At 38.5% G+C, this 21,387-nt stretch carries 20 protein-coding genes; 12 read left to right on the top strand and 8 right to left on the bottom strand.

All coding sequences use genetic code 11. The features are described 5' to 3' along the window. The first annotated feature begins 92 nt into the window (after positions 1 to 92). A complete protein-coding gene (locus I3259_RS04380; RefSeq protein ID WP_238028506.1) occupies positions 93 to 320 on the top strand; it encodes a hypothetical protein in 228 nt (75 codons plus the stop codon). Positions 321 to 619: 299 nt separating this feature from the next. Here I3259_RS04380 and I3259_RS04375 read toward each other — a convergent pair whose 3' ends face one another. After that, positions 620 to 2,365, bottom strand: coding sequence for a DEAD/DEAH box helicase (locus tag I3259_RS04375; RefSeq protein ID WP_238028505.1), 1,746 nt, complete (start codon positions 2,363 to 2,365; stop codon positions 620 to 622). Between the two features lie 176 nt (positions 2,366 to 2,541). On the opposite strand from I3259_RS04375, the gene I3259_RS04370 reads away from it, so the two are divergent. From I3259_RS04370 to I3259_RS04360, 3 genes are all read left to right on the top strand, one after another. Then, a complete protein-coding gene (locus I3259_RS04370) occupies positions 2,542 to 3,612 on the top strand; it encodes an FAD:protein FMN transferase (protein ID WP_238028504.1) in 1,071 nt (356 codons plus the stop codon). A 159-nt stretch (positions 3,613 to 3,771) separates the two neighbouring features. After that, a complete protein-coding gene (locus tag I3259_RS04365; protein ID WP_238028503.1) occupies positions 3,772 to 4,470 on the top strand; it encodes a spondin domain-containing protein in 699 nt (232 codons plus the stop codon). Positions 4,471 to 5,118: 648 nt separating this feature from the next. Further along, positions 5,119 to 5,550, top strand: coding sequence for a GNAT family N-acetyltransferase (locus I3259_RS04360; RefSeq protein ID WP_238028502.1), 432 nt, complete (start codon positions 5,119 to 5,121; stop codon positions 5,548 to 5,550). Positions 5,551 to 5,672: 122 nt separating this feature from the next. Here I3259_RS04360 and I3259_RS04355 read toward each other — a convergent pair whose 3' ends face one another. The 4 genes from I3259_RS04355 to I3259_RS04340 form a co-directional block, all read right to left on the bottom strand. Further along, on the bottom strand, positions 5,673 to 6,629 hold the full coding sequence (locus I3259_RS04355; protein ID WP_238028501.1) for a DUF3137 domain-containing protein: 957 nt from the start codon (positions 6,627 to 6,629) through the stop codon (positions 5,673 to 5,675). Between the two features lie 20 nt (positions 6,630 to 6,649). Next, the gene (locus I3259_RS04350) at positions 6,650 to 7,213 is read right to left on the bottom strand and encodes a LemA family protein (protein ID WP_238028500.1); all 564 of its coding nucleotides are present in this window, start codon (positions 7,211 to 7,213) and stop codon (positions 6,650 to 6,652) included. Positions 7,214 to 7,372: 159 nt separating this feature from the next. Beyond that, complete coding sequence (locus tag I3259_RS04345; protein ID WP_238028499.1) at positions 7,373 to 7,867, bottom strand: GNAT family N-acetyltransferase; 495 nt, start codon at positions 7,865 to 7,867, stop codon at positions 7,373 to 7,375. Between the two features lie 312 nt (positions 7,868 to 8,179). Next, positions 8,180 to 9,019 carry a 2OG-Fe(II) oxygenase family protein gene (locus I3259_RS04340; protein ID WP_238028498.1) on the bottom strand — a complete coding sequence of 280 codons (840 nt, stop codon included), beginning with the start codon at positions 9,017 to 9,019 and terminating at the stop codon, positions 8,180 to 8,182. Positions 9,020 to 9,287: 268 nt separating this feature from the next. On the opposite strand from I3259_RS04340, the gene rsuA reads away from it, so the two are divergent. The 3 genes from rsuA to I3259_RS04325 all read left to right on the top strand — a co-directional run bounded on the left by rsuA (position 9,288) and on the right by I3259_RS04325 (position 12,352). Continuing rightward, positions 9,288 to 9,983, top strand: coding sequence for a 16S rRNA pseudouridine(516) synthase RsuA (rsuA, locus tag I3259_RS04335; protein WP_238028497.1), 696 nt, complete (start codon positions 9,288 to 9,290; stop codon positions 9,981 to 9,983). Positions 9,984 to 10,217: 234 nt separating this feature from the next. After that, positions 10,218 to 11,408 carry a Bcr/CflA family multidrug efflux MFS transporter gene (locus tag I3259_RS04330; protein WP_238028496.1) on the top strand — a complete coding sequence of 397 codons (1,191 nt, stop codon included), beginning with the start codon at positions 10,218 to 10,220 and terminating at the stop codon, positions 11,406 to 11,408. A gap of 290 nt (positions 11,409 to 11,698) precedes the next feature. Then, positions 11,699 to 12,352, top strand: a complete 654-nt coding sequence (locus I3259_RS04325; protein WP_238028495.1) for a DUF2913 family protein — start codon at positions 11,699 to 11,701, stop codon at positions 12,350 to 12,352. Positions 12,353 to 12,428: 76 nt separating this feature from the next. Here I3259_RS04325 and I3259_RS04320 read toward each other — a convergent pair whose 3' ends face one another. Continuing rightward, complete coding sequence (locus I3259_RS04320; protein ID WP_238028494.1) at positions 12,429 to 13,601, bottom strand: MFS transporter; 1,173 nt, start codon at positions 13,599 to 13,601, stop codon at positions 12,429 to 12,431. Between the two features lie 183 nt (positions 13,602 to 13,784). Between I3259_RS04320 and I3259_RS04315 the strand changes: the two genes are divergently transcribed. From I3259_RS04315 to I3259_RS04300, 4 genes are all read left to right on the top strand, one after another. Beyond that, entirely contained in the window at positions 13,785 to 14,564 is a 780-nt protein-coding gene (locus I3259_RS04315; RefSeq protein ID WP_238028493.1) for a helix-turn-helix transcriptional regulator, read from the top strand. A 268-nt stretch (positions 14,565 to 14,832) separates the two neighbouring features. Then, on the top strand, positions 14,833 to 16,008 hold the full coding sequence (locus I3259_RS04310; RefSeq protein WP_238028492.1) for a PcfJ domain-containing protein: 1,176 nt from the start codon (positions 14,833 to 14,835) through the stop codon (positions 16,006 to 16,008). Between the two features lie 38 nt (positions 16,009 to 16,046). Then, on the top strand, positions 16,047 to 16,832 hold the full coding sequence (locus I3259_RS04305) for a helix-turn-helix domain-containing protein (protein WP_238028491.1): 786 nt from the start codon (positions 16,047 to 16,049) through the stop codon (positions 16,830 to 16,832). 48 nt (positions 16,833 to 16,880) lie between these two features. Beyond that, entirely contained in the window at positions 16,881 to 18,065 is a 1,185-nt protein-coding gene (locus tag I3259_RS04300) for an MFS transporter (RefSeq protein WP_238028490.1), read from the top strand. A 51-nt stretch (positions 18,066 to 18,116) separates the two neighbouring features. Here the strand turns inward: I3259_RS04300 and I3259_RS04295 are convergent, their stop codons facing one another. Then, positions 18,117 to 18,803 carry a peptidoglycan DD-metalloendopeptidase family protein gene (locus I3259_RS04295; protein WP_238028489.1) on the bottom strand — a complete coding sequence of 229 codons (687 nt, stop codon included), beginning with the start codon at positions 18,801 to 18,803 and terminating at the stop codon, positions 18,117 to 18,119. Next, positions 18,800 to 20,056, bottom strand: a complete 1,257-nt coding sequence (locus I3259_RS04290) for an MFS transporter (RefSeq protein ID WP_238028488.1) — start codon at positions 20,054 to 20,056, stop codon at positions 18,800 to 18,802. The genes I3259_RS04295 and I3259_RS04290 overlap by 4 nt, the downstream gene beginning before the upstream one ends. Positions 20,057 to 20,687: 631 nt before the next feature. Between I3259_RS04290 and I3259_RS04285 the strand changes: the two genes are divergently transcribed. After that, positions 20,688 to 20,990 (top strand): hypothetical protein, encoded by a 303-nt coding sequence (locus tag I3259_RS04285; RefSeq protein ID WP_238028487.1) that lies wholly within the window; start codon positions 20,688 to 20,690, stop codon positions 20,988 to 20,990. Positions 20,991 to 21,387 lie beyond the last annotated feature (397 nt).

The raw sequence follows: 21,387 nt of genomic DNA, 5'->3' as shown, positions 1-21,387 counted from the left end.
AGCAGTTTTTAGCGAAAAGATTACTTATTCAAAATTAAAATAAATCTATATATTCATGTTTACCTCTGTTTTAGATAAGTGACGTTATAACCATGAATTTTTATAACCCGACACCAGAACAAAAAGAGCAAGACCGAAAATTAAAAGATCTACATATCAGTGAAATTGCTGCAAAGGAGGTTGGTAAACAAAGCATACGGTCAGGAATTATTTATCCATTAGTTCTTTGGGGCATCAAAGGACTTTTTGGTTTATTTTTATTTTTTCTAGGTATGTGTGTTACTAAATATTTTCCTGAATATTCTTCTTTCTTACCTTAGTGCGCATAAATAGCTTTATTGTTAAATGACCGCCTACAGTGGCGGTCTTTTTGTACTCTAAAAGGAATTTCATGTAGGAGTTATCAATACTTTTCCTAATATCAACCTGCCTGAATAGAGCTGGCTGTCTAACACGGTTTTGTCCACAAATGAGTTAGTAGTTAAGCTAACTCACTTGTGATCACCAAGAAAGGGGTTTATTTGTGATTCATGGCAACACTGACCGTACGACTAGTAATAAAACGCCTGATTCACTCAAAAAAGAGATTCAGCGTCTTATTTAAAGATGTATTACGACTTCAGTCTTTCTGATATTGATCTAAATCGAACAACTTGTCTCGAATTGCCCAAAAGCGACCATTTTTACGGGCGATTACAATTTCAGGTGGACGTAAACGGTGCTCGTTATTAGCAACTTTTGTTGGGGCGGTATCGGTGAATGGGCGGTGACGATCCACTAAATGAGGATTAATAAAACGCTTAAGAAACTCTTGCTTCTGGGTTTTATTAGAAAGCGTCCACACTTCGTTAATTTCATTACCTTCATCGCCGACATAAACCACTTTTAACTGTGGTTTATCGAATTTATTCTTGCCTGGCTCTAAACGCATGTCTGTACATTTCATGATCATGGCGTCTTTAAGTTTTAACGCCTCACGCAGTTTTTTATCCGGATCAACCATGACCGCCTCACAAAGATGGCAGCGTCTTGCGGCGATATCGTTATCAGCGCCACATTCTTCGCAGTATTTAGCGCGGAAACGATAACCACACTCTTCACGCTCGCCAGTTTCATCATCCTCAAAATAGCCTTGGCAACGACGTCCATAGTGCTCAACTAAAAAGCCTGCGGGATCGAGTTTGCCCCAAAAGCTGTTTTTAAAGCCACAAGCAGGGCAAGGTACCATCACTACTTCACTCTCTGAATTGGGCTTTGGATCACCTACTTCAGGTTGGTACAAATCGTAACAGTTACCAGCATATTCCAATACTAAACAGTCTTTTTTACCATCAGCTAAACGTAAGCCTCGACCAACAATTTGCTGATATAAGCTGATAGATTCTGTTGGGCGAAGAATAGCAATTAAATCCACATGTGGCGCATCAAAGCCAGTCGTTAACACTGAAACGTTAACTAAGTATTTAATCTTTTGCGCTTTGAAATCATTGATGATGCGATCGCGTTCATCAAGAGGGGTATCACCAATCACCAACGCGGCATTTTCACCGGATAAGTAGCCCATGATTTCTTGGGCGTGATTAACGGTTGAGGCGAATATCATCACACCTTTACGATCTTTAGCATAATCAATCACTTGTTCAATGATCATTGGTGTTGCACGCTCTGATTTTCCAATCACGCTATCCAAATCAGCTTCTTTGTAGTGGCCTGTCGATGAAGGGGTAATGGATGAGAAATCATAACCAATTACTGCCATATCCATGATTTTGGGCTCGGTTAAAAAGCCTTCGTCTAATAGATAGCGGATCGGTAATTCAAAAATACAGTCGCGGAAGAAGCGATCTTGCTCGGTACGAACCTGTCCTCGGGTATGGTATTTGTAAATCCAGCCCATGCCTAAGCGATAAGGTGTCGCAGTTAAGCCAAGAATTTTAATGTTTGGGTTTATGTCTTGAACGTGCTTAATAACTTTACGATAAGCACTGTTTTCATCATCAGGTACACGGTGACACTCATCAATGACTAATAATGAAAATTGTTCTTTGAATTTATCTAAGCTGTTTGCCATGGATTGTACAGAAGCAAACACCACTTGCTGGTCGGTTTCTTTTCGCCCTAATCCAGCAGAAAAAATAGAGGCTTTTAAGCCGTAACTTTCATATTTGGCATGGTTTTGCTCTACCAACTCTTTAACGTGGGTTAACACGAGAACGCGCCCACGAGCAATACGTGCAAGCTCTGCGACGACAAGGCTTTTACCTGCGCCTGTTGGTAGGGCTAATACTGCTGGGGTGTTGTGTTTACGAAAATAGTGGATAGTCGCGTTAACACTGTCTTGCTGATAAGGACGAAGGGTATACATAGAAACTATTCTGGGGTAACTGAAAACGTAACTAGTGTACATTTAACCAGTAATTTGGCAAAGCTTTCATTCATTGTTAAGTAGTTACGTTAGATGCGGTGTTTTGCCTCTGTCTAGTAGTGTTTAGTAACTGTTGGTAAACTTTCATTACATTTATAAGTTATTAAGGTTTTTGTATGTTCGCGAAAACGTCGAATGTTTTCCTGAAGCGAAGCTGCGCTGTGTTATTGACATTGTCTACAACCATGATGTTGTCGAGTTGTAGTGAGCCACCAAAGTTAGAAAAAATTGCAGGTTATGCAGAAGGCACTAGCTACCATGTGAGTTATTGGTCTAAAGATGATGTTTCATCAACGAAGGTTAAAGCCCAGTTTGATAAAGCATTAGACGCGATTGATAAAGAATATTCAACGTATCGTGATGATTCGTATATTTCTAAATTTAATAAGAGCACTTCAACAGAATGGCAACCTGCTTCAAAAGACTTTATTTATATGCTGTCTATAGCAAAGGCGATCAATAAAGAAAGCCACGGTTGTTATGATCCCACTATTCAGCCGTTATATAAACTTTGGGGATTCCAAAGTGATAAATTAAATGTGCCAACAGCCGCCGAGATTGCAAAGGTACGTGCTGATATTGGTATTAATAAAATCGAAATCGATCCTGAACATTTACGTATTAGAAAAACCATTCCCCAGTTGCAGATTGATTTATCTTCAATGGGTGAAGGTTATGCGATTAGCCGTTTAAGCCAAATTTTAGAGTCGGATGGTGTTGAGAACTACCTAGTTGAGTTCGGTGGCGATATGAAGATCAAAGGGCATAAGCCAATGGGTGAGAAGTGGCGTGTGGCGATTGAGCAACCTGTAGCGTTAAAAGACGGTATTCATCCTTATCAAATCGTGACGATTAATGAAGAGAATGGCGTATCACTTAACACTTCTGGTACGTATCACCATAACTTTAAAGATGGCAAAAAAGATTACTCACATATTCTTGATCCAAGAACGGGCGCACCAATCACCCACGATCTTGTTTCAGCATCCGTGTTTGGAGATAATCCGATCCAAGGTGATGCATGGGCAACAACTATGCTGTGCTTAGGTCCTGATGAAGGTAAAGCAGTGGCAAATGAAGCGTCATTGCCTGTTTACTATATTCAAGATGTTGATGATGCGTTTAAGAGCTCAAAAAGTAATGCGTTGATCCAGTATAAAAACATCACATTAAGTCAGCAGAAATAAAGTATTAATTTGATAATTACACTACGATTTTAAATGTCCTGATTTAAAAAGAAGCCTTATTTAGAATAATCATCTAGATAAGGCTTCGTGTTTTAATAAGCCAGCTAAAATTTATATCTAGTATTGAGGTATTTCTCAGTAATTAAAAAGGTGCTAGATATGAAACTTATACCATTTCTCATCTCTTCTTTTATTGTATTAACTCTCACTGGATGCGGAAGTGACAGTAATGATAATTTTAATCCCACATCACAAACCGCTCGGTACGAACTTGAGTTTGATACCAATTGGAGTGCCGTAAACTTTCCAACAAACTTCCCTGAAAATCGCCATTTTTCTGGTTTAGTTGGACTCACTCACAATCAAGAAGTGAGAGTGATTGAACCCAATGTTCTTGCGGATGATGGTGTTGTGAGTGTCGCAGAGACAGGAAGCAAAGATATTTTAATATCTGAAGTGAATACACTACAAAATTTAGGCGTAGCAGGTAAGCTTATCAGTGGTGATGGCATTCCCGTTAATGATGATGATGTTGATGTACAATTTGATATCTCACAAGATTTCTCATTGGTTTCAGTGATCACTATGTTGGCACCAAGCCCTGATTGGTTTACAGGTATTGATAGTGTTGAGTTATTTGTAAATGGTGCATGGGTAAATGAAGTGACGGTACAAGCACTTGTTTATGATGCGGGTAGTGATAGTGGCGTGACATTTACTTCAGAAAACGACCCAACCAATCCACGGGTTCCAGTCTCTTTGCTAACAACTCCACGTGCAGATACGGATTTTGAACAAGGGGTACATTATCAAAATCAATTACATATAGGCACATTTAAATTAAAAAGAGTGGATTAGTATTATTAGTTACGAAAAGGCATAGCTATTGTTATGCCTTTTCATGATGATTGAGAATAATAAGATTGTGACAATTATTCACGTTTTTTTATTAGCAGTATTTTATGCTTTAAAGAAACTTACAGGTCATCAAAGTGAAGAGTAGTTATACATTTAATGATCAAAATTTTTGTTATGCAGTGGCAAGTTCTATTCAACGTTTTTTATCAGGATTAATTGATCTTTTGGTTTTTAGTATGATTTCTATCATCCTACTTTATGTTTACAGTTTAATACGTTACTAAGAGCTATATTCATTCAATCAAATAATGGAGATCGAATATAACCGAGTGATAATTAGTCTTTTAAATACAATGTTATTTATTATTGTGAATTGGTCTTCTTTTAGGGGCGGTCAGACACTTGGTATGCGTATTGTCGGAACACAAATAGTGATGACAAATGGTTTTAAAGCATCAATGATCACGGTGGTAATTAGACAAATATTTTATTCATATTTAGTGATGATGACCGTTATTATTCCACCCGTTTTTATCCTAGGTATTAATGGCCTACTGTTAAAGTTTCATCCATATAAGAGGCTGTTACATGATTTCATTGCAGGTACAATGGTTGTTCAAAAGTATTAACTGAATGAATTAGGTAACCATGAATATAAAAAGGATCACTTGGGAGCAAGCGTTAGCTGTTAGGCATCAGGTATTATGGCCAACTAAATCAGCACTTTTTTGTAAAGTAGAAGGGGATGAAACGGCGAGTCATTATGGGGCATTTGTAAACAAGCAATTGGTCTGTGTCGCATCGATTTATAGAGAAGGTGATATGGCACGATTACGGAAATTTGCCACACTAGTTGAATATCAAGGACAAGGGATTGGAACTGCTGTGATCCAATATATATTTAGTTATCTTGAGACAACGAACGTGACACATTTTTGGTGTGATGCACGAACGAGTGCTATTGGTTTTTACCAGCATTTAGGCATGACCATATCAGGTGATACGTTTTATAAGTCAGATGTTGAATATGTCAAAATGGCGTGTCAATTAAGTAATTTAACCACGCCATTTAAGATATAAGCAGTAAGAGAGTGATTACGATAATGGCGTAAAAGGTCAATTTCCACCAGCAAAGGCATGAGCGTTTTTTCTTCATATTTATAGTATACAACGATGAGTTTTTTCGTTTATAAAACAGCGAGTCAGCGCTTCGTCCAAATGCGAGTGTTGAGATCTAAGTCATTAACAATATCGATAACAAATTCTAAGTCTTGGGCAATTAGATGGACAGATTCTAGTGAATCCGATGATGTAAATAATGCGGGCTCAAAGTAGTTCTTATGACTATTCATCGCGATATAAATATTGTTATTAATAAATGATAACGAAACACGATTTTTAGCTTTAGTCACGAAGTTGACTAATTGCTCCATCATCGTTGGCGTTAATAAGTATCGTGCTTCAATTTGATCGCTGCTATAGACCGAAAAGTGTTGCTCAAAGTGTGGGTTTTCTAGATCTACACGTTTATTTTCGCGGTTAAACAGATGAGATACAGCATCACCAATTGCACTTATAACTGCGTTTTTAGCTGGTAAAATGAGCGTCTGGCTATTGAAGTGCTTATTGGCGTCGGCAATAAATAATATTCCATGAAAAATGGTTTCCCATTCCTCGCGGTTTTCTTTTTGATTCACGCGCTGCTTTTTAACTTGCGTCTCTAACTCTGAAAAACGCAGTGTCGTTTTACCGATTGTACCTTGGACAAAGTCTTCACCACGAAAGCTATCATAACGCTGTGGAAAGAGTTGGCAGTCTTTATAGTCTTGTTCGGAAACAGAGCCGAGAGGCTGATAATCAAAACTCTCGTTGATGTTAGCCAGCAGAGCGGTGATCACCTTTTGTTTATAACTGACGCAGTATTGTTGCTTCTGTTTTGAAAACCGAACCAACATAAAAATAGCAGCGATGAAGGTAGCAATAATGCCAAAAGGTAACGCATTGAAATGAAGAGCAGTTGGGATCGCAATCGCAGCTGTAATACCTCCAACCGCAAGCGCAATCCATAACTGTTTGACGACATGTAAGCGAGTAGACTCTAGCAAGGACAGCTGTGTTCTTAGCTTTTGTTCGTATAAGGCTGAAATACGATCTTCCATGGTGAAACCTAATTGTTGGGTTATTTGCTATTAAACAGTTCTGCAGCATTGACGTTTTGACGCTCTACTTCTGGAATGTCAAACAAAGGTAATGTTGTTAGGTGCATGCTATTAGCAATTATGCTTGATGGAAACATTTCTACTGCGTTATTGAAGTTAGTGACAGATGCGTTAAAAGTACGACGTGCTGCTGATAATTGGGCTTCAACTTCATTCATCGAGCGCATTACAGTATCAATATTATCGTTCGCTTTTAATTCCGGATACGCTTCAACAGCCACGCGGAAATGAGAGAGTGCAGTGCTAACTTGCTTGTCTAAAGTGGCTTTTGTATCAGTGCTGCTGGCATTACCCGCTTGGCTACGAAGTTCTGTTAATTCTGTTAATACCGATTTTTCATGTTGCATGTACGCTTTGGCTGTCTCAATTAAGTTTGGTAGTAAGTCAAAACGCTTTTTTAGCATCACATCAATGCTTGATTCTGCATTGGCAACTTGGTTCTTTTTAGCAATTAAACCGTTACGTATTGTGATATAGGCGAGGGCGATAATAATAATGATGGCAAGCGTGATCATAAGACCCATAATTTTTTCCTTGGTATATGACAAAATAAGTGTGGGCAGTACGGTGATGATTATAAAGAAGAGCTGAATATATTCATACAGTTATCAATAAAAAGCCTTGCGTGAGGCAAGGCTTAATGAATGATTTAATTCTGTGTGTATACTGAACGTTACCTTAAGTTAAGAGGCGACGTGTAGTGGTACTGTTTTTTCTATTAAGGGTTTGGTCATGACACAGAACTGTCGGCGCGGAACAAAGCCATGGCGTTCGTAAAAAGTACGTGCACCAGCATTACCGATATTCACTTCCAGTGATAGGGCTTTAATGCCGTCATTTATTACTCGATCTTCAACTTGCGGCATCAATGATGCGCCAATGCCTTTTTGTCGCCATTCTGGCTTTAAGTAGAATTGATCAATAAACCCCACTTTACCGCCATGTTCAAGGCTAAAGGCATAACTCACAACAAGGTGTCCTGCTACACAGGTCTCGCCATTTTCTTCCACTTCAATAAACCAAGCTTGCCCAAGCTCTGGTGTTGATAATAGTTGTTTTACCGCTGTTGCAGTTTGCTCTACCTTTTGCGGTAGGGCTTCGTAAGCAAATAATTCGTCAATGAGTTTTAGAAAAGTATCAAGAGATGAAAGCACAGGTTTCGTTAACGAGATTTTCATACGGTGTCCCTAAGTAAGATCTATACACAACCAATTAAGCTATCAATGAACTATAGATCTGAAAGTCTGAATGTAAACGTAATCAAAAAATAAATCATTTATTATTCTATATGCCAATAATAGATTGTTTGCATAATAAATAGATTTGTAACTCTTCGATAATGAGACAAGAAACACGAAAAAATGTTCATATTTTTGATTGTAGCAACATAATTTGTCATGAAGGCTCTCGGTTGATCGTATCGTTGTGTAAAAACGGAGATTAAAGCCGAGAGTCATTTTCCTACGATGAGAGGTTTATTTTTTTGCAAATTAGATAACGCCAAGCTCACGTAAACGTTCCATTAAATACTCATGCGCGGTGTATTTATCTGAAAGTATCACCTCAGGCTTTGGGTGTAAAAACAGTGGTAATGAAATACGTGATTTTGTTTTATCTGCGCCTTCAGGGTTTATCACTCGGTGAGTTGTTGATGGGAAATAACCACCGGATGCTTCTTGTAGCATGTCACCGATATTAATAATTAAATGACCGAAATCACAAGGTACATCAATCCAGCTACCATCTTTAGCTTTAACTTGAAGCCCTGGTTCATTGGCTGCAGGTAAAATGGTTAATAAGTTAATATCTTCGTGGGCTCCCGCACGAATAGCACCAAGCTCTTCGTCACCTTTTAGCGGAGGGTAATGTAGGATGCGAAGTAATGTTTTTTCGCTGCTATCAATCATACTCGATAGCGATTGGGAATATTTAGCTGAAACATCATCAGGTGAATATTGCTCAACCCAACTTAATAATTCAGTCGCAAGATCATTCGCTTCTTGATAGTACTGCTGAATTTCTTGTTTAAGTTCAATTGGGCACTGGCCCCAAGGATAGTAATGAAAATACTCTTTTATGTCTTTTTGAGTATGTCCCTTAGCTGTTTCTGATACTTCGGTTGGAAATAGTCCATCTTGGGTTTCTACATTAAAATGAAAAGCATTTTTTTCTTCACTATTAAAAAACTCATACCATTTATCATAGATTTTTTGGACTAATTTTTGTTGGATAGGGTGGTTTTTTAGTACCCCAAAGCCCGTTTCTCGTAGGGATTCGACAAAAAGCTGCTTTGCATTTTCTGCTGTGTAATCTACTGCTTCCAGTTTCATTGATATGATTCTCCAACGGTATCTTTTTATTTATAGCAATCGTTTAGCTGAGCGCAATATATTCTATTTGGGAAACAAATAGGTAACAAGTCGATTACCATTATTATTGAAGAAACACTCTATCTCTCTGTGTAGATAATGTATCGAGGAAGAGGGAAAGCTATTACTGATTGTCAGTTATCATGGTGTGAGTGATAAGTTTTTAATGCATATTTATGTTTTGGTTTCTATAATACCGATCTTTTGCAGTAAGTAGCGGAGCCAGTTAATGAGGCTTGATAAATTCTTAGGTACCACGTTAGGTATCACCCGTAGAGAAGCCGGTAAACTTCTTCGAGATAAAATGATTGAAGTTGATGGCGAAATCGTCCGTAGTGCTTCGTTTTCAGTTAGTGATGATAACGATGTGGAATTTAACGGTCGCCCGCTAAAGCTACAAGGTCCTCGTTATTTCATGCTTAACAAGCCCGAAGGTTTTGTGTGTTCTCATGTTGATGACTTTAATCCAACAGTGTTTGTTTTGTTTGATGAAGTAAGTCCTGAGAAAATGCACGTAGCAGGTCGTTTAGATGGCGATACAACGGGGCTAGTATTAGTGACAGATGATGGCCAATGGTCTCACCGTATCACATCTCCTCGTCATTTATGTGCAAAGACCTATTTTGTAGAAGCGGCTGATCCAATTACTGAAGATTACATTAAGCAATTTGAAGAGGGTGTACAACTTCGCAGTGAGAAGGAGTTAACACGTCCTGCTAAATTAGAAATCCTTGGTGAACGTGAAGCATTACTAACGATTTCTGAAGGTAAGTACCACCAAGTAAAACGCATGTTCGCAGCGATGGGAAATCGAGTTGTTGGCTTACACCGTGAGCGTATTGGTACGGTTGAGCTTGATGAAGATCTCGCTCCTGGTGAGTATCGACCGCTTACAGCAGAAGAAATTGCATCATTTCTAAAATAATTAGCTTGTGATATTAATTTTATAAATTCTGTGCTGTAATGAGAGGCGTAAACATAAAGACTTGTTCCAGTCTTCAATGTTTATGCCTTTTATTTTATTTAATAAATACAACATACGTATAGCGAAGGGTATGTGAAAAAAGAAAGAGTACTTTTCCATATTAGAAAGGTTCTGTTTGCGTGTTTTATCATAAAATAGAAGCTTCCTATGGAATATTAGCTCATAAGAGGTGCTATGAACCAGCAAGACAGCCCAAGGTTGAGTCTGCAATTGATATTGATCCTTGGCGCAATAGCAGCGCTTACGCCTTTAGCAATTGATATGTATCTGCCCGCAATGCCTGACATTGCAAAAGACTTTTTAGTTTCTCCCAGTTTAGTTCAGGTAACATTAACTGTATTTACTGCAGGTTTTGCTTTCGGGCAATTGATTCACGGGCCACTGGCAGACAGTTATGGCCGTCGTCCAATGCTGTTACTCGGTACGATCAGTTTTACTATTTTAACGATATTAGGTGCGTTGAGTACAAGTATCACTGAATTGACGGTTATTCGTGTCCTGCAAGGCTTTGCAGGTGCTGCCGCTGCCGTCATTATTAGTGCATTAGTTCGTGATATGTTCGAGCGCGAAGAATTTTCTCGTACCATGTCGTTTGTTACTTTGGTGATGACAGTTGCACCGTTATTAGCACCTATGATTGGTGGTCATTTATCGGTATGGTTTGGTTGGCGTGCAGTATTTTGGTTTTTAGCTATTTTTGCCGTTATTGTATTGCTTTCCATCATTTTTAAAATTAAAGAAACATTACCCAAAGAAAAACGTATACCTTTCCACTTTTTATCCATTATCCGCAATTATATAAAACTACTGTCTAATCCAGTGGTACTCGGCTTGATACTGTGTAGCGGCTTTTCATTTTCAGGCATGTTCACTTTCTTAACGGCGGGTTCGTTTGTTTACATTGATCTTTATGGTGTGAGTGTTGAAAACTTTGGCTTTTACTTTGGTTTAAATATCATTTGTTTAATCCTTATGACCAGTATAAATGGGCGTTTTGTAAGGAAGAAAGGCACTCATTGGATGTTACGACTTGGATTAGTCATTCAACTGTTTGCTGGTGCGTTAATTGTTATTGGTCAGTGGCTTGATTTCGGACTCTGGGGAGTTGTTATCCCTGTGATGTTGTTTGTTGGTGTGCTATCTATTATTGGTAGTAACGCTATGGCTTGTTTACTCGCGCGTTATCCTCAAATGGCTGGTACTGCCTCTTCATTAGGTGGCACATTCCGTTTTGGTGTTGCATCCATTGTCGGTAGTATTGTTGCGTTAATGCCGGATAGCACGGCATGGCCAATGGCAGGAACGATGGCGGTGTGTGCAGTCTTATCTGCGGGTTTTTACTGGTTCTTAGCAAGAGAGGCTTAACACTTTCTGGTAGTTGTCATTTTCTCATAATGAAAATGACAACTGTTGAATGTTTGTGACAAATAATATCATCAGAGAATGATAATGAGTGTTGTTTTATAGATTAGATAACCAAGTTTTCTGCTTTGATGTATTCCTGCTTTGTTATTAACGTATAACTCGTTATTATTGGCACTTATCTCACCTGACAGTAGCGTACGATAAGTGGAAATTTCTAACAGGAACCTTGTTCTTGGTTAAAAATTCGTAAGCTTGCTTTTAGCCGTATTTATTTTTGATTTTCTAAAATTATGACTTCTTTTTATAACGAAATTCTACATGTGGTAACGGAAGGGTTATCGACACTGGTTACTGCGCAAGAGTCTGGTAAAACCCAGAAAAACCCGGTCAGTGAGACGGTTTTTTTAAGCGCGTGGGTGACGAAGATGATCAAACAGCAGTGTTTTGATCACTGTGTGTCTAAGACGTTACTGCAATGGCAGAAACAATCTCGTACAATGGGAAAAAATGCGCAGCTTAAAGTACAATTTGAGCGTATTAAAAATACCCTTAGCGCGTTAAATGATGATGATGGTCATTCAACGGTTATTACCGCTGAACTAATAGATGATTTCTATCGTGTTGTAGAAGCCGCTGATTGGTTAGTGACTAACGAGTATGAAGTGAACCGCAAAGTGTCTCATCATACCGATGGTCAAGCATCATTAGTGGTGTGTGCGGCGCAATACAAGTCTGCGATGAATGAGCTGGGTAGATTAATAAAACCACTTTCTTTTTATCTTCGTGGTAATGCACAGCAGTTTATCGATTTGGCTTACCAGCAAGGCATCTTGCTGTTTAAGATCACTGACTACAAATCAAAAGTGAAATTTCACGGTGAGTATGTGATTTACCCTGATAATGCTGGTACACATTTACCTGAGTTACCAACAGTACGCGCTTAGTTATGTAAGTACTGAGTATAAAAGCCGCAGCGATTACAATCATCGATGCGGCTTTTTATCGTTAATCACCTTAGGTTTAGCTTGTTAATACTTTTTTATTGCGAAGTAATGTGAGCTTAGTACTGATTATTTTAGCTAAAGTGAGTAATAAGCAGCACACACCACAGCCTAATAATGTCATTGCTAGATTACCTGTCGATGCTGCAAAATCTAAACCAAAGCCAATTATAAGGTAATAGAATAAGCCTAATAGAGCACCTGCTGTACCTAAGTGATTACGGTAGTTTTTTAAAGCGGTGCTTAGCAGATTTGGTAGCGTTAAACCAAAAGCAACTGAGACGAGCGCCATAGGAATAAAGAACCAAACCGTATGTTGTAACAAGTAAACACCAATACCTGAAATTACCATTAAAAGCATAGCCATAATTACAATAGAGTCACTACTTAATTTATAACGAATTAGTTTTATATTGATTAATGAGCCTAATACAGAGCCAATTGCTAAAGCAAAACCGGTGTAGCCAAAGAATTTCACACTTACTCCAAGTTTCTCGAACATAAATGGAGCAATGTTGTAGTATGAAAATAAAGCAATATTAGCAAGACCGATCATAAATACGATATACCAAATATGGCTATCACGGATCATCTTGTTAGCAACAGAAAATAAACTATCACGTTTAATGTTTTGAGGTTTTGTTTCCGGTAATTGCATACCAGTCCAAAACAGTAAAAGTGTGATCAGAGTAATCATTGCTGCAAATACCCACGTATAACCCCCATGTGCTGTTAACCAACTGCCGACAATCATTCCAATGACTGGGCTGATTCCAATTGATGTTGCTGCTATCGAGAATAATCTCGATAATTCAGCTCCTTCGAAGCGATCTCTTAAAATGGTTTGGGTACATACAGAGCCAACCGCGGCCCCAAAGGCACAGCAACCAAATCCAGCAAGGAAAAGATCAAAACGAGGAGCAAAATAAGTAAATATGGCAGAGAAAATAAACAGGGTTAAGCCAGCTAATGTTGAACGGCGACGTCCGATAATGTCACAGAGAGCTCCCCAAAATACTACTCCAAATGCAAATGCCATAAAGAATATGGATAAGCCTTGCGCGGCATTTTCAGTGCTTATTTCAAAATGATTTTTAATCGATGTGAGTGCTGGACTGTACATCGTTTCAATAATTTGTGGAAACATTATTAGCGAAATAAGTAACGGCGTTGATATTTTTTTTATATTCATTTTCTTATCCTTTCGGTAGTCATGATCTAACCGTTATTTATCAAATTATTCATTTCGATAAATAAGACACTTGGGTTACTGTCATTTCAATAGGAAAAATTATATAGTGATAAAAATAGGTCTAATATTAACATTGAGACTGTTTATATCAATTTAAGGACAAGTTCATAAAAGGAAGTCTAAATGGCCTATATTACGATGGAACAGCAATTTTGTGCTGACGATTATCAGGGGCTCGTTATTGGACTCGCTGCTGATCTTATTGAACATGACTCGGGGTATCATACTCATAATAAAGATCAGCTTTTGTTTTCTCATCATGGTTGCATGATCATTAGTCTAGATGGCCTGAAGTGTGTTTTGCCGCCAATGCGTGCAGCATGGATCCCTGCTGGTATTGAGCATAAAGCACAAACGTCTAATGTTACCCATTACCGTTCTTTATACTTTGATCAATGTTTGCAGTCACAATTACCACGAGAGCTGAAGATATTCGATATTAATCCTTTAATGTCAGCGCTAATGGAACGTATGGCACTTTGGACGTTTGATAAGCCTGATAAAGAGCAAGTTAACTCAGTAAATTTATTGATTGAAGAATTAAACCTTGCTGAAGATAGCCACTTAAATTTACCTATTCCTACTGATACACGTTTAACATCATGGTTAGCTGGTATTGATGATGAACAATTTATCGCTCCAACGTTGGCAGAACTCAGTTTGCAAGTCGGTGCAAGTGCGAAAACGATCACTCGTATTTTTAATAAAGAAGTGGGGATGCCATATCAAAGCTGGCGACAGCAATGGCGTCTATTAGCTGCTATTGAATTATTGTCTAAAAGCTGGCGAGTATCAGATGTTGCTCACCATTTGGCTTTTTCTAGTGATAGTGCTTTTATTAGTTTTTTTCGAGAAAAGACAGGGTATACACCAGTAAATTTTATGCGTGAACAGAAAGACTAACATTCAATCTATGCTGTTTTATTGTTTGATATTAATATAAATTTGACATTGTATTAGCTAAAGAATAACGGCCAGCAAACAGTTAACTATTCCATTTATTGTTTAATGTATTTTTCGTACTAGGTTCTCATCCCTGTCGTTTTACAGTTGAATCTTCACTTCGCTAAGGCATGATAGATTTATCAGTTGTTATTGTTTTTTATATCAAAACGTATTGAGCAGATAATGATAACAATCATCCAAGGCTAACAGATATAGATGGATATTTATGCTTGCTTGTTGTGCTGAGCGCGAAGAGTTTCATCACTCAGCGCCGTTAGTTTTATCATTTGATGAAGCCCTAACATTTTTTCCTTTTAAGCTTGAGTTTTATGACTGGCATGATTGTCTTGCTATGTATCGGGCATACCCAGATGGTCATCGAGAGCCCTTAGAAGGGAGCTGTTCATTCTATATTGAGCATATTGAATCGCTTGATGGTGGACAACAATGGATTGACAGTATTCCAGCACGGTTAGTTGAGCAAGCAAGAGGGTATGCAGATCTTGGCGTTTATATGCTCAAGATTGCTGCATTGAGCCAGAAAGCCCGAGATTTGTTACTTCAACGTCCGACCTTATTGTATTTGGTATGTGAACAATATCCGTTAGACCAAGATGAAGTATTAGCACTGTGCGAATTAGGCCAGCGTGAGATCCTCGTTCAACTTGGTCTGGCTTCTAGTCGTTCAGCATTGCGCTTTCTTGATCGGATTGAGAGTGATTTTTCAACCCGTTCTATTGTGATTATTATTCACCGCTTATTAGATCCCGATGTAATGTCGTTTCATCTATTCAAACATTATAAAACGATCACCAATTTAACCTTGCAGATCTATCTGCAATGGCCAACGTTAACTGGTACGCCTCTTGGACGACATCTAGCGGAAACTAATCAGCGTGAGCGTTTTCAAATCAATCAGATTTTATCATATGTTTTCCAGCTGGGTTATCGTGTGTTAGATGTTGATTCAATCAAGCGTATTCATGCTATTACTTCTTATGAAGAGTTAAGATCCTTACACGACAGGTGGGTGGTCGCGCAACATAGTATCAATTTTGTACCCGATGCAGCCTCAAATAAGCCTTACGTGATCCCATTTTCGGGTAACAATAACATTGTGCCTATTCGGGATTATCAAGAATTAGAACAAGAAGGGATCGAACAAAACCATTGCGTGTCGATTTATCATAATAGGATCATTAAAGGCGAATATTTGGTTTATAAAATGTTCATGCCAGAACGTGTTACCATTGGTTTGAAACGTCATTACTTTGTTAATGGGCGATGTAGCGATACTTATACAGTGGATCAAATTCAAGCCCGTAATAATAGGATGCCATCTTCTGAAACATTAGAGGCTGTTTATGGTTGGTTAGACAGTATTAAGTCAGCTAAAACATAATACCGGTTGAATTTATTTGTTACTCTCAAAGGAAATGAATGCGGTTACTTCATTCGATAAAACGTTATGCACCAACAGAAGAAAAAGCGCCGCATTCTCACGACGATTTTGTACAACTTTTTTATATCCATCAAGGCTGCGGTATTGCAAGAACAAAGAATAAAAGCATACTGGCTGTTGGTGGGCAGCTTATTTGGGTGCCCTTTAATCATCAGCATCATTTGAAAGTGTTAAAAGATTCCTGTTTAAGCATTATTCATGCATCTCCTGACGCTATTCCATATTTCCATGACGAGATGGGGATTATTTCTACCAATAGCTTAATGGTACAGGTGATGGCAGAGATTGAGTCGCAAGATATTAGCTGTGAGCAAGATCCTGATAGCAACTGCGATATTCAACACCATTATTTAGCGGTATTTCTCGATCAACTCAAGAAGCAAAGTTATCAAAACGATGCTTACCAAAGTAACGATGATATTGATAAACGACTATTACCGATCATTGAAGCTTTAACCTTACAGCCAGACATCAAGCTATCTTTAGAGCGTTTTTCAGATCATTGCGGTGCATCTTCTCGTACTCTCAACCGTTTATTTATTAGTACGTTTGATAAGCCGTTTCGTGAAATAAGACAACAACTGGTGATGGAAAAAGCATGGCAATTGAGTAGGGCTGGTGTCACACATACTGATATAGCCTTAGATCTAGGTTACAACAGCTTATCTGCCTTTTCCCATGCCTTTAATCGTTTTAAACAAGATAAAGCGAACAAGAAGTTGGCGAAAAATCACAATTCGTTGGCGTCAGTTCAACAACGATAATAAGCGTATCTCTTTAAACTAAAGACATCAACTAAGGAGATTGTTGCTATGTCTTTATTACGTTTAGTTTCTATCAGTTTATTAATGGCGTGTAGCTATTTCTTTGCCTCTGATATGTATGCGCCCAGCTTACCTGTGATGTCTGAGGCATTGGATGTGTCATCGACAGCAGTACAACAAACGGTGAGTGCTTTTTTTATTGCGTTAGGTTTAAGCCAATTAGTGTGTGGCGCTGTCGCAGAACGCTTTGGTCGTCGTCCTATCGCGATCTTAGGCGCGGCAATATTTATTACTGGCTCAGCGCTTTGTTTATATGCTGATCAACTATCAGGTTTAATTATTGGTCGTGCTGTACAAGGTATTGGGGTTGGGGCGTTGTTTTTATTGTGCCGAACTATAATGCAAGATTCATTGACTAAAGAGCAGTTAGTGGATGTGATGTCATGGTTTAGTATTTTATTTATGTGTTTACCCGCATCGACACCTGCGATTGGTGGATATTTAGAAAGCCATTTTGGCTGGCATAGTAGCTTCTGGTTTATGTTGGGGTTAGCAGTACTGCTATTTGTGGTTGTTGCTTTAGGTTTAAAAGAAACCCACTTAGAAAAAAATATTCATGCGACAGAACCAAGGATTGTTGCTCGTGATTACACCATGATTGTAACTAATCCGCAGTTTTTACGCTATTTAATCATGGTAGTGATGGCCAATGGTGGTGCGCTGGTGTTCTATTTGATGGGCGCGTTTATTGCCAAAGAGCAATATCATTTACCCGTGCAATATTTTGGCATGTCTTCATTGTTACTAATTGGTTGTAGTTTATGCGCACGTATTTTTTATATTCGTTTTCTAAAATATACCCAGACAGAAGGGCGAATCATTAAAGCGGCAAGCTGTATTATGTTGCTTGGGGCGCTGGCAATACTATCAAATGTGGTATTTCACAGCATGGCGACGATTATTATCGGTATGGGAATCTACTGTTTTGGTGCAGGTTTAACAACCTCAGTCGTAGCGGTCAGTGCGTTGTATTTATTTCCTAAGCATAAAGGACAAACAGGAGCGCTGTTTGGTTCATTACAAATGGTTGGGATCTTTACGTTAACCTTTATTGTTAGTCATTTAGCAAGCGTTGAGTGGGAGATGGCATGTGTACTCATTACCATGGCGTTAGTGAATATTTCCGTACAACGCTGGTGGAATGATAATTCTGTCGTGCTGGCAAAAGCGTAAATAAAAGCGCCTATTAGCTTAAAGGCTAATAGGCGCTTTTATGTATATAGATTAATTTAAATCACTACGTTTTAGGATCAGATTAGGGTTCGGGCAGTTATCTTGGTAAAAAACCAAATGCTCAGGGTCAATCACCCCAGGGTAATCATTACTGTAATCACCCATGTCTTTGATAATTTGAAAATGCAGATGGGGCGCCCAACCACCATTTTCTTCCGTTTTACCTATTGCTGTAAATTGCTGACCTGCTGTTATTTTTTGTTCTACGGTGAGGGTTGATAAATACTCAGTGGCACAATGCCCATACAGGGTATAAAAAACATGATCTTCTAATTCATGTTTTAGGATCACGGTTGGACCATAGTCACCGTCTGCGGTGTGGTTAGCAAAACCAAAGACTTCACCATCAAGTGGGGCATAAACAGGTGTGCCAGCAGGCAAACCTAAATCAATCGCCATATGAACAGTGCGATCAGGGGAATCGGTAAAGTTAGCTTTATCTTGATAGATCAAACGATGTTCAGCGTAACGACCAATCACCACCATAGCATTAGTTGCAATAGCACGGTTTACGATTTCATCAGCAAAGCTATGCTCTGCGGTAACCATACTCCATAAATCGCTATCGGGCGTTAAATCAACAATATAGCCAGCACCAAATTGCATTTCTTTCGGTACAACAGGGTGAAAGTCATGGGCTTTAAGGACATGTTCTAGTGATGTTTTGCTGTTTGTCATGCTGCTTCCAATTCTGATGGTGTTTTCTTCTCTGTCATCGTTTGTTGAGTTGGCACCATTACCATTGCTGATAGGTAACCAAGAACCGCGATAGCTGTTGGTAGTAATAGATATACATTCACTATCATAGCAGTCAAATAGCCAGTTAATGTCCACGCCAAGCCAACCATTGCACTAGAAAGCGCCATAGCCCAACCTTGATCAATATCACTCGCTCGATCTGAAAGGGCAGTGATATAGAGCGGGAAACATAGCGCTACCATTGCTGCGGTAAATATCATTGCAAAGACATGACTGGTTGGTGTCGGTGTTATGGCTAGCAGCAACATACCCATTGCTGAAAGCGCTGTTGTTACTCGAAGTGCAGAGGACACAGAGAAATGGTTCAATATCAGGCGAGGGAGCAATAACAAAGAGAAAATCATCACGATACCAACCCCCATCATAAAGTATTGGTAGAACGCACTTTCTACCGAAATATTCCATTTCTGTGGGAAGATAAATGCAATATTTTGGAAATAGAGACTCCAGCTAAACTGACAAATAAACACGATAAACAAACAGTTCAACAAACCTTTTTGACTACGTTTTAAAGGCTTTACAAATGAGAATATATTTTCTTCTTTTACTGTGTTTTGCGCTGGTAAACGGATAATCAACATTAAGACTAAGCTAATGAGAGCGATCATCAAACAGGCGTAAAATGGCGCTTGTGCACCATAGTTTGCTGATAATTTACTGCCAAGTGCAGGGCCAAATGACATGGCAGCTGTCATAACTACAGCCACTAAACTCATCAACGTCGCTTTGTTTTTCCCTTCACTGTTATCCGCCAAAATCGCTTGTGCAATCGGCTGACTAGCTGAGCCTAAGCTGTTGATCATGTTACCGACAAATAAAATGATCACTGAACTCACCACAATCGCATAAATCGGTAAGGCGAAACCGATAGCTGCAATCACCAAACAAATGGCAATCACGGTCTTACGGCTGAACTTATCGGCAAAACGCGCAATAAAAGGGGTAAAGAACATCGAAATAAATGGGGCGGCAGACATTACCGTACCAAACAACATGCGGCGTTGTTCAATCGGCATACTTTTCGCTAATTCAAGCGAGTGATCGGTTAAAAACAGACTGACATAAGCAGGGATCGTAATAAAAAATCCGGCAGAACCAAGAAAGATAATGATGTATAGCGTTATAAGCGTAAATAAGGGCAAGTGTTGAGCCGTGCGGTGTTGGTTGTGCATCTTATTCTCCCAGTGAATATGCGCGCTATTCTAATTCTCTTGGGGTAATTGGCAAACACTATCGTTAAGTGTTGAAATTAATTTTTAACAATTACTGGTCAAAAGCAAACTTATGCAACTGAAAGTGATTCTTATGTAGACTCTTGCCATTAACTACGTTTTGTTTTGAGTTATCTACGGTTTACAAGTAGTAAGAAGCCAAGTTCGTTAGCTTATCTGTTATTTGAAAGTTGCAATAAAGTTAAATTAAACAAGTGGTTAATAATAAATATATTAACGTGATATCTGGTTGATTTTAATTGCCAATCTATATGAACAGTTGCTTTGAAACATGGTGATTTTATCGCATGAGTTCTGTTTTAATAAGAAATATTTCTTGTTAAAAACGGAAGAAAATCCATAAACGATTGAAAATCAATCAATTTAACATTCCATGTTGTATTAAATAAGACTGATTAAATACATTTCTTACTTTTCACACCCTCTAACAAAGCGTTCAGTGTGATAAAGTGCTATCAACTTCATGATATATATAGATTATATCGATTATGATAAAGGTATTTTATGAGTATATTTTTGCACGAAAGTAAGAATGCTTATTAATATACTGTTATGTTTCAAGGATGAGTTTATGGCTATTAAAAAAGAGATATATTTTGGTAAGACACGCAGAAAAGTGTTTGAGTTAATTTTTGAAATGTCTGATGTTAAGTCTTCGGAAAACGATGGTTACGAAACTAATGCAATAATCATTGGTTTACCAAAAGATTACAACCGTATGGGAACTAGGGATGCTGCGACTGAAGAAAAAGAGGCAAGGGATGGAAGAGAGAAATACACAGTACAGGGGCTGAAAATTGAGGCTGCTTCAGAATTTGATGTGTTAATTTTCACATTTGCTTTTTCAGACAAGTCCTTAGACAATTTATGCTAGAAAATCCAAGTATTAAGCTATATTCGTTAATTGATGATTATCTGGAATTACAAGAAATTGATGATGTCTTTTGGACTCACGACTGTGTACCCGATTGCGAATGAAACATAACAGATAAGGATATGTGTCGCGTAGCCGACACCTATCCGAAGTGTTGGACAAGCCCAAGCCACTTTATATAAGTAAATATTGGAAATAGCATGAAGGGGGATGCCAAAAAGAAGTCGAGCGTTATCCTTGGTGAGAACCAATAATATTAATACCCTGATTTATAATAAAATTATCTTTAATTATGAAGCGTGAAAGCCATTATCCTTATTATTTAACGTCGGTTATCTGGGTCGAAATATTCCCGTTAATTGCATGACATGTTGGCAGCAGGGGCAAAAGGGTTGGG

The sequence above is a fragment of the Photobacterium sp. Ph5 genome (assembly GCF_022129445.1).
Taxonomy (GTDB): domain Bacteria; phylum Pseudomonadota; class Gammaproteobacteria; order Enterobacterales; family Vibrionaceae; genus Photobacterium.
The sequence above is the reverse complement of the archived record's forward strand: the minus strand, read 5'-3'. Positions and strand labels throughout refer to the sequence as shown.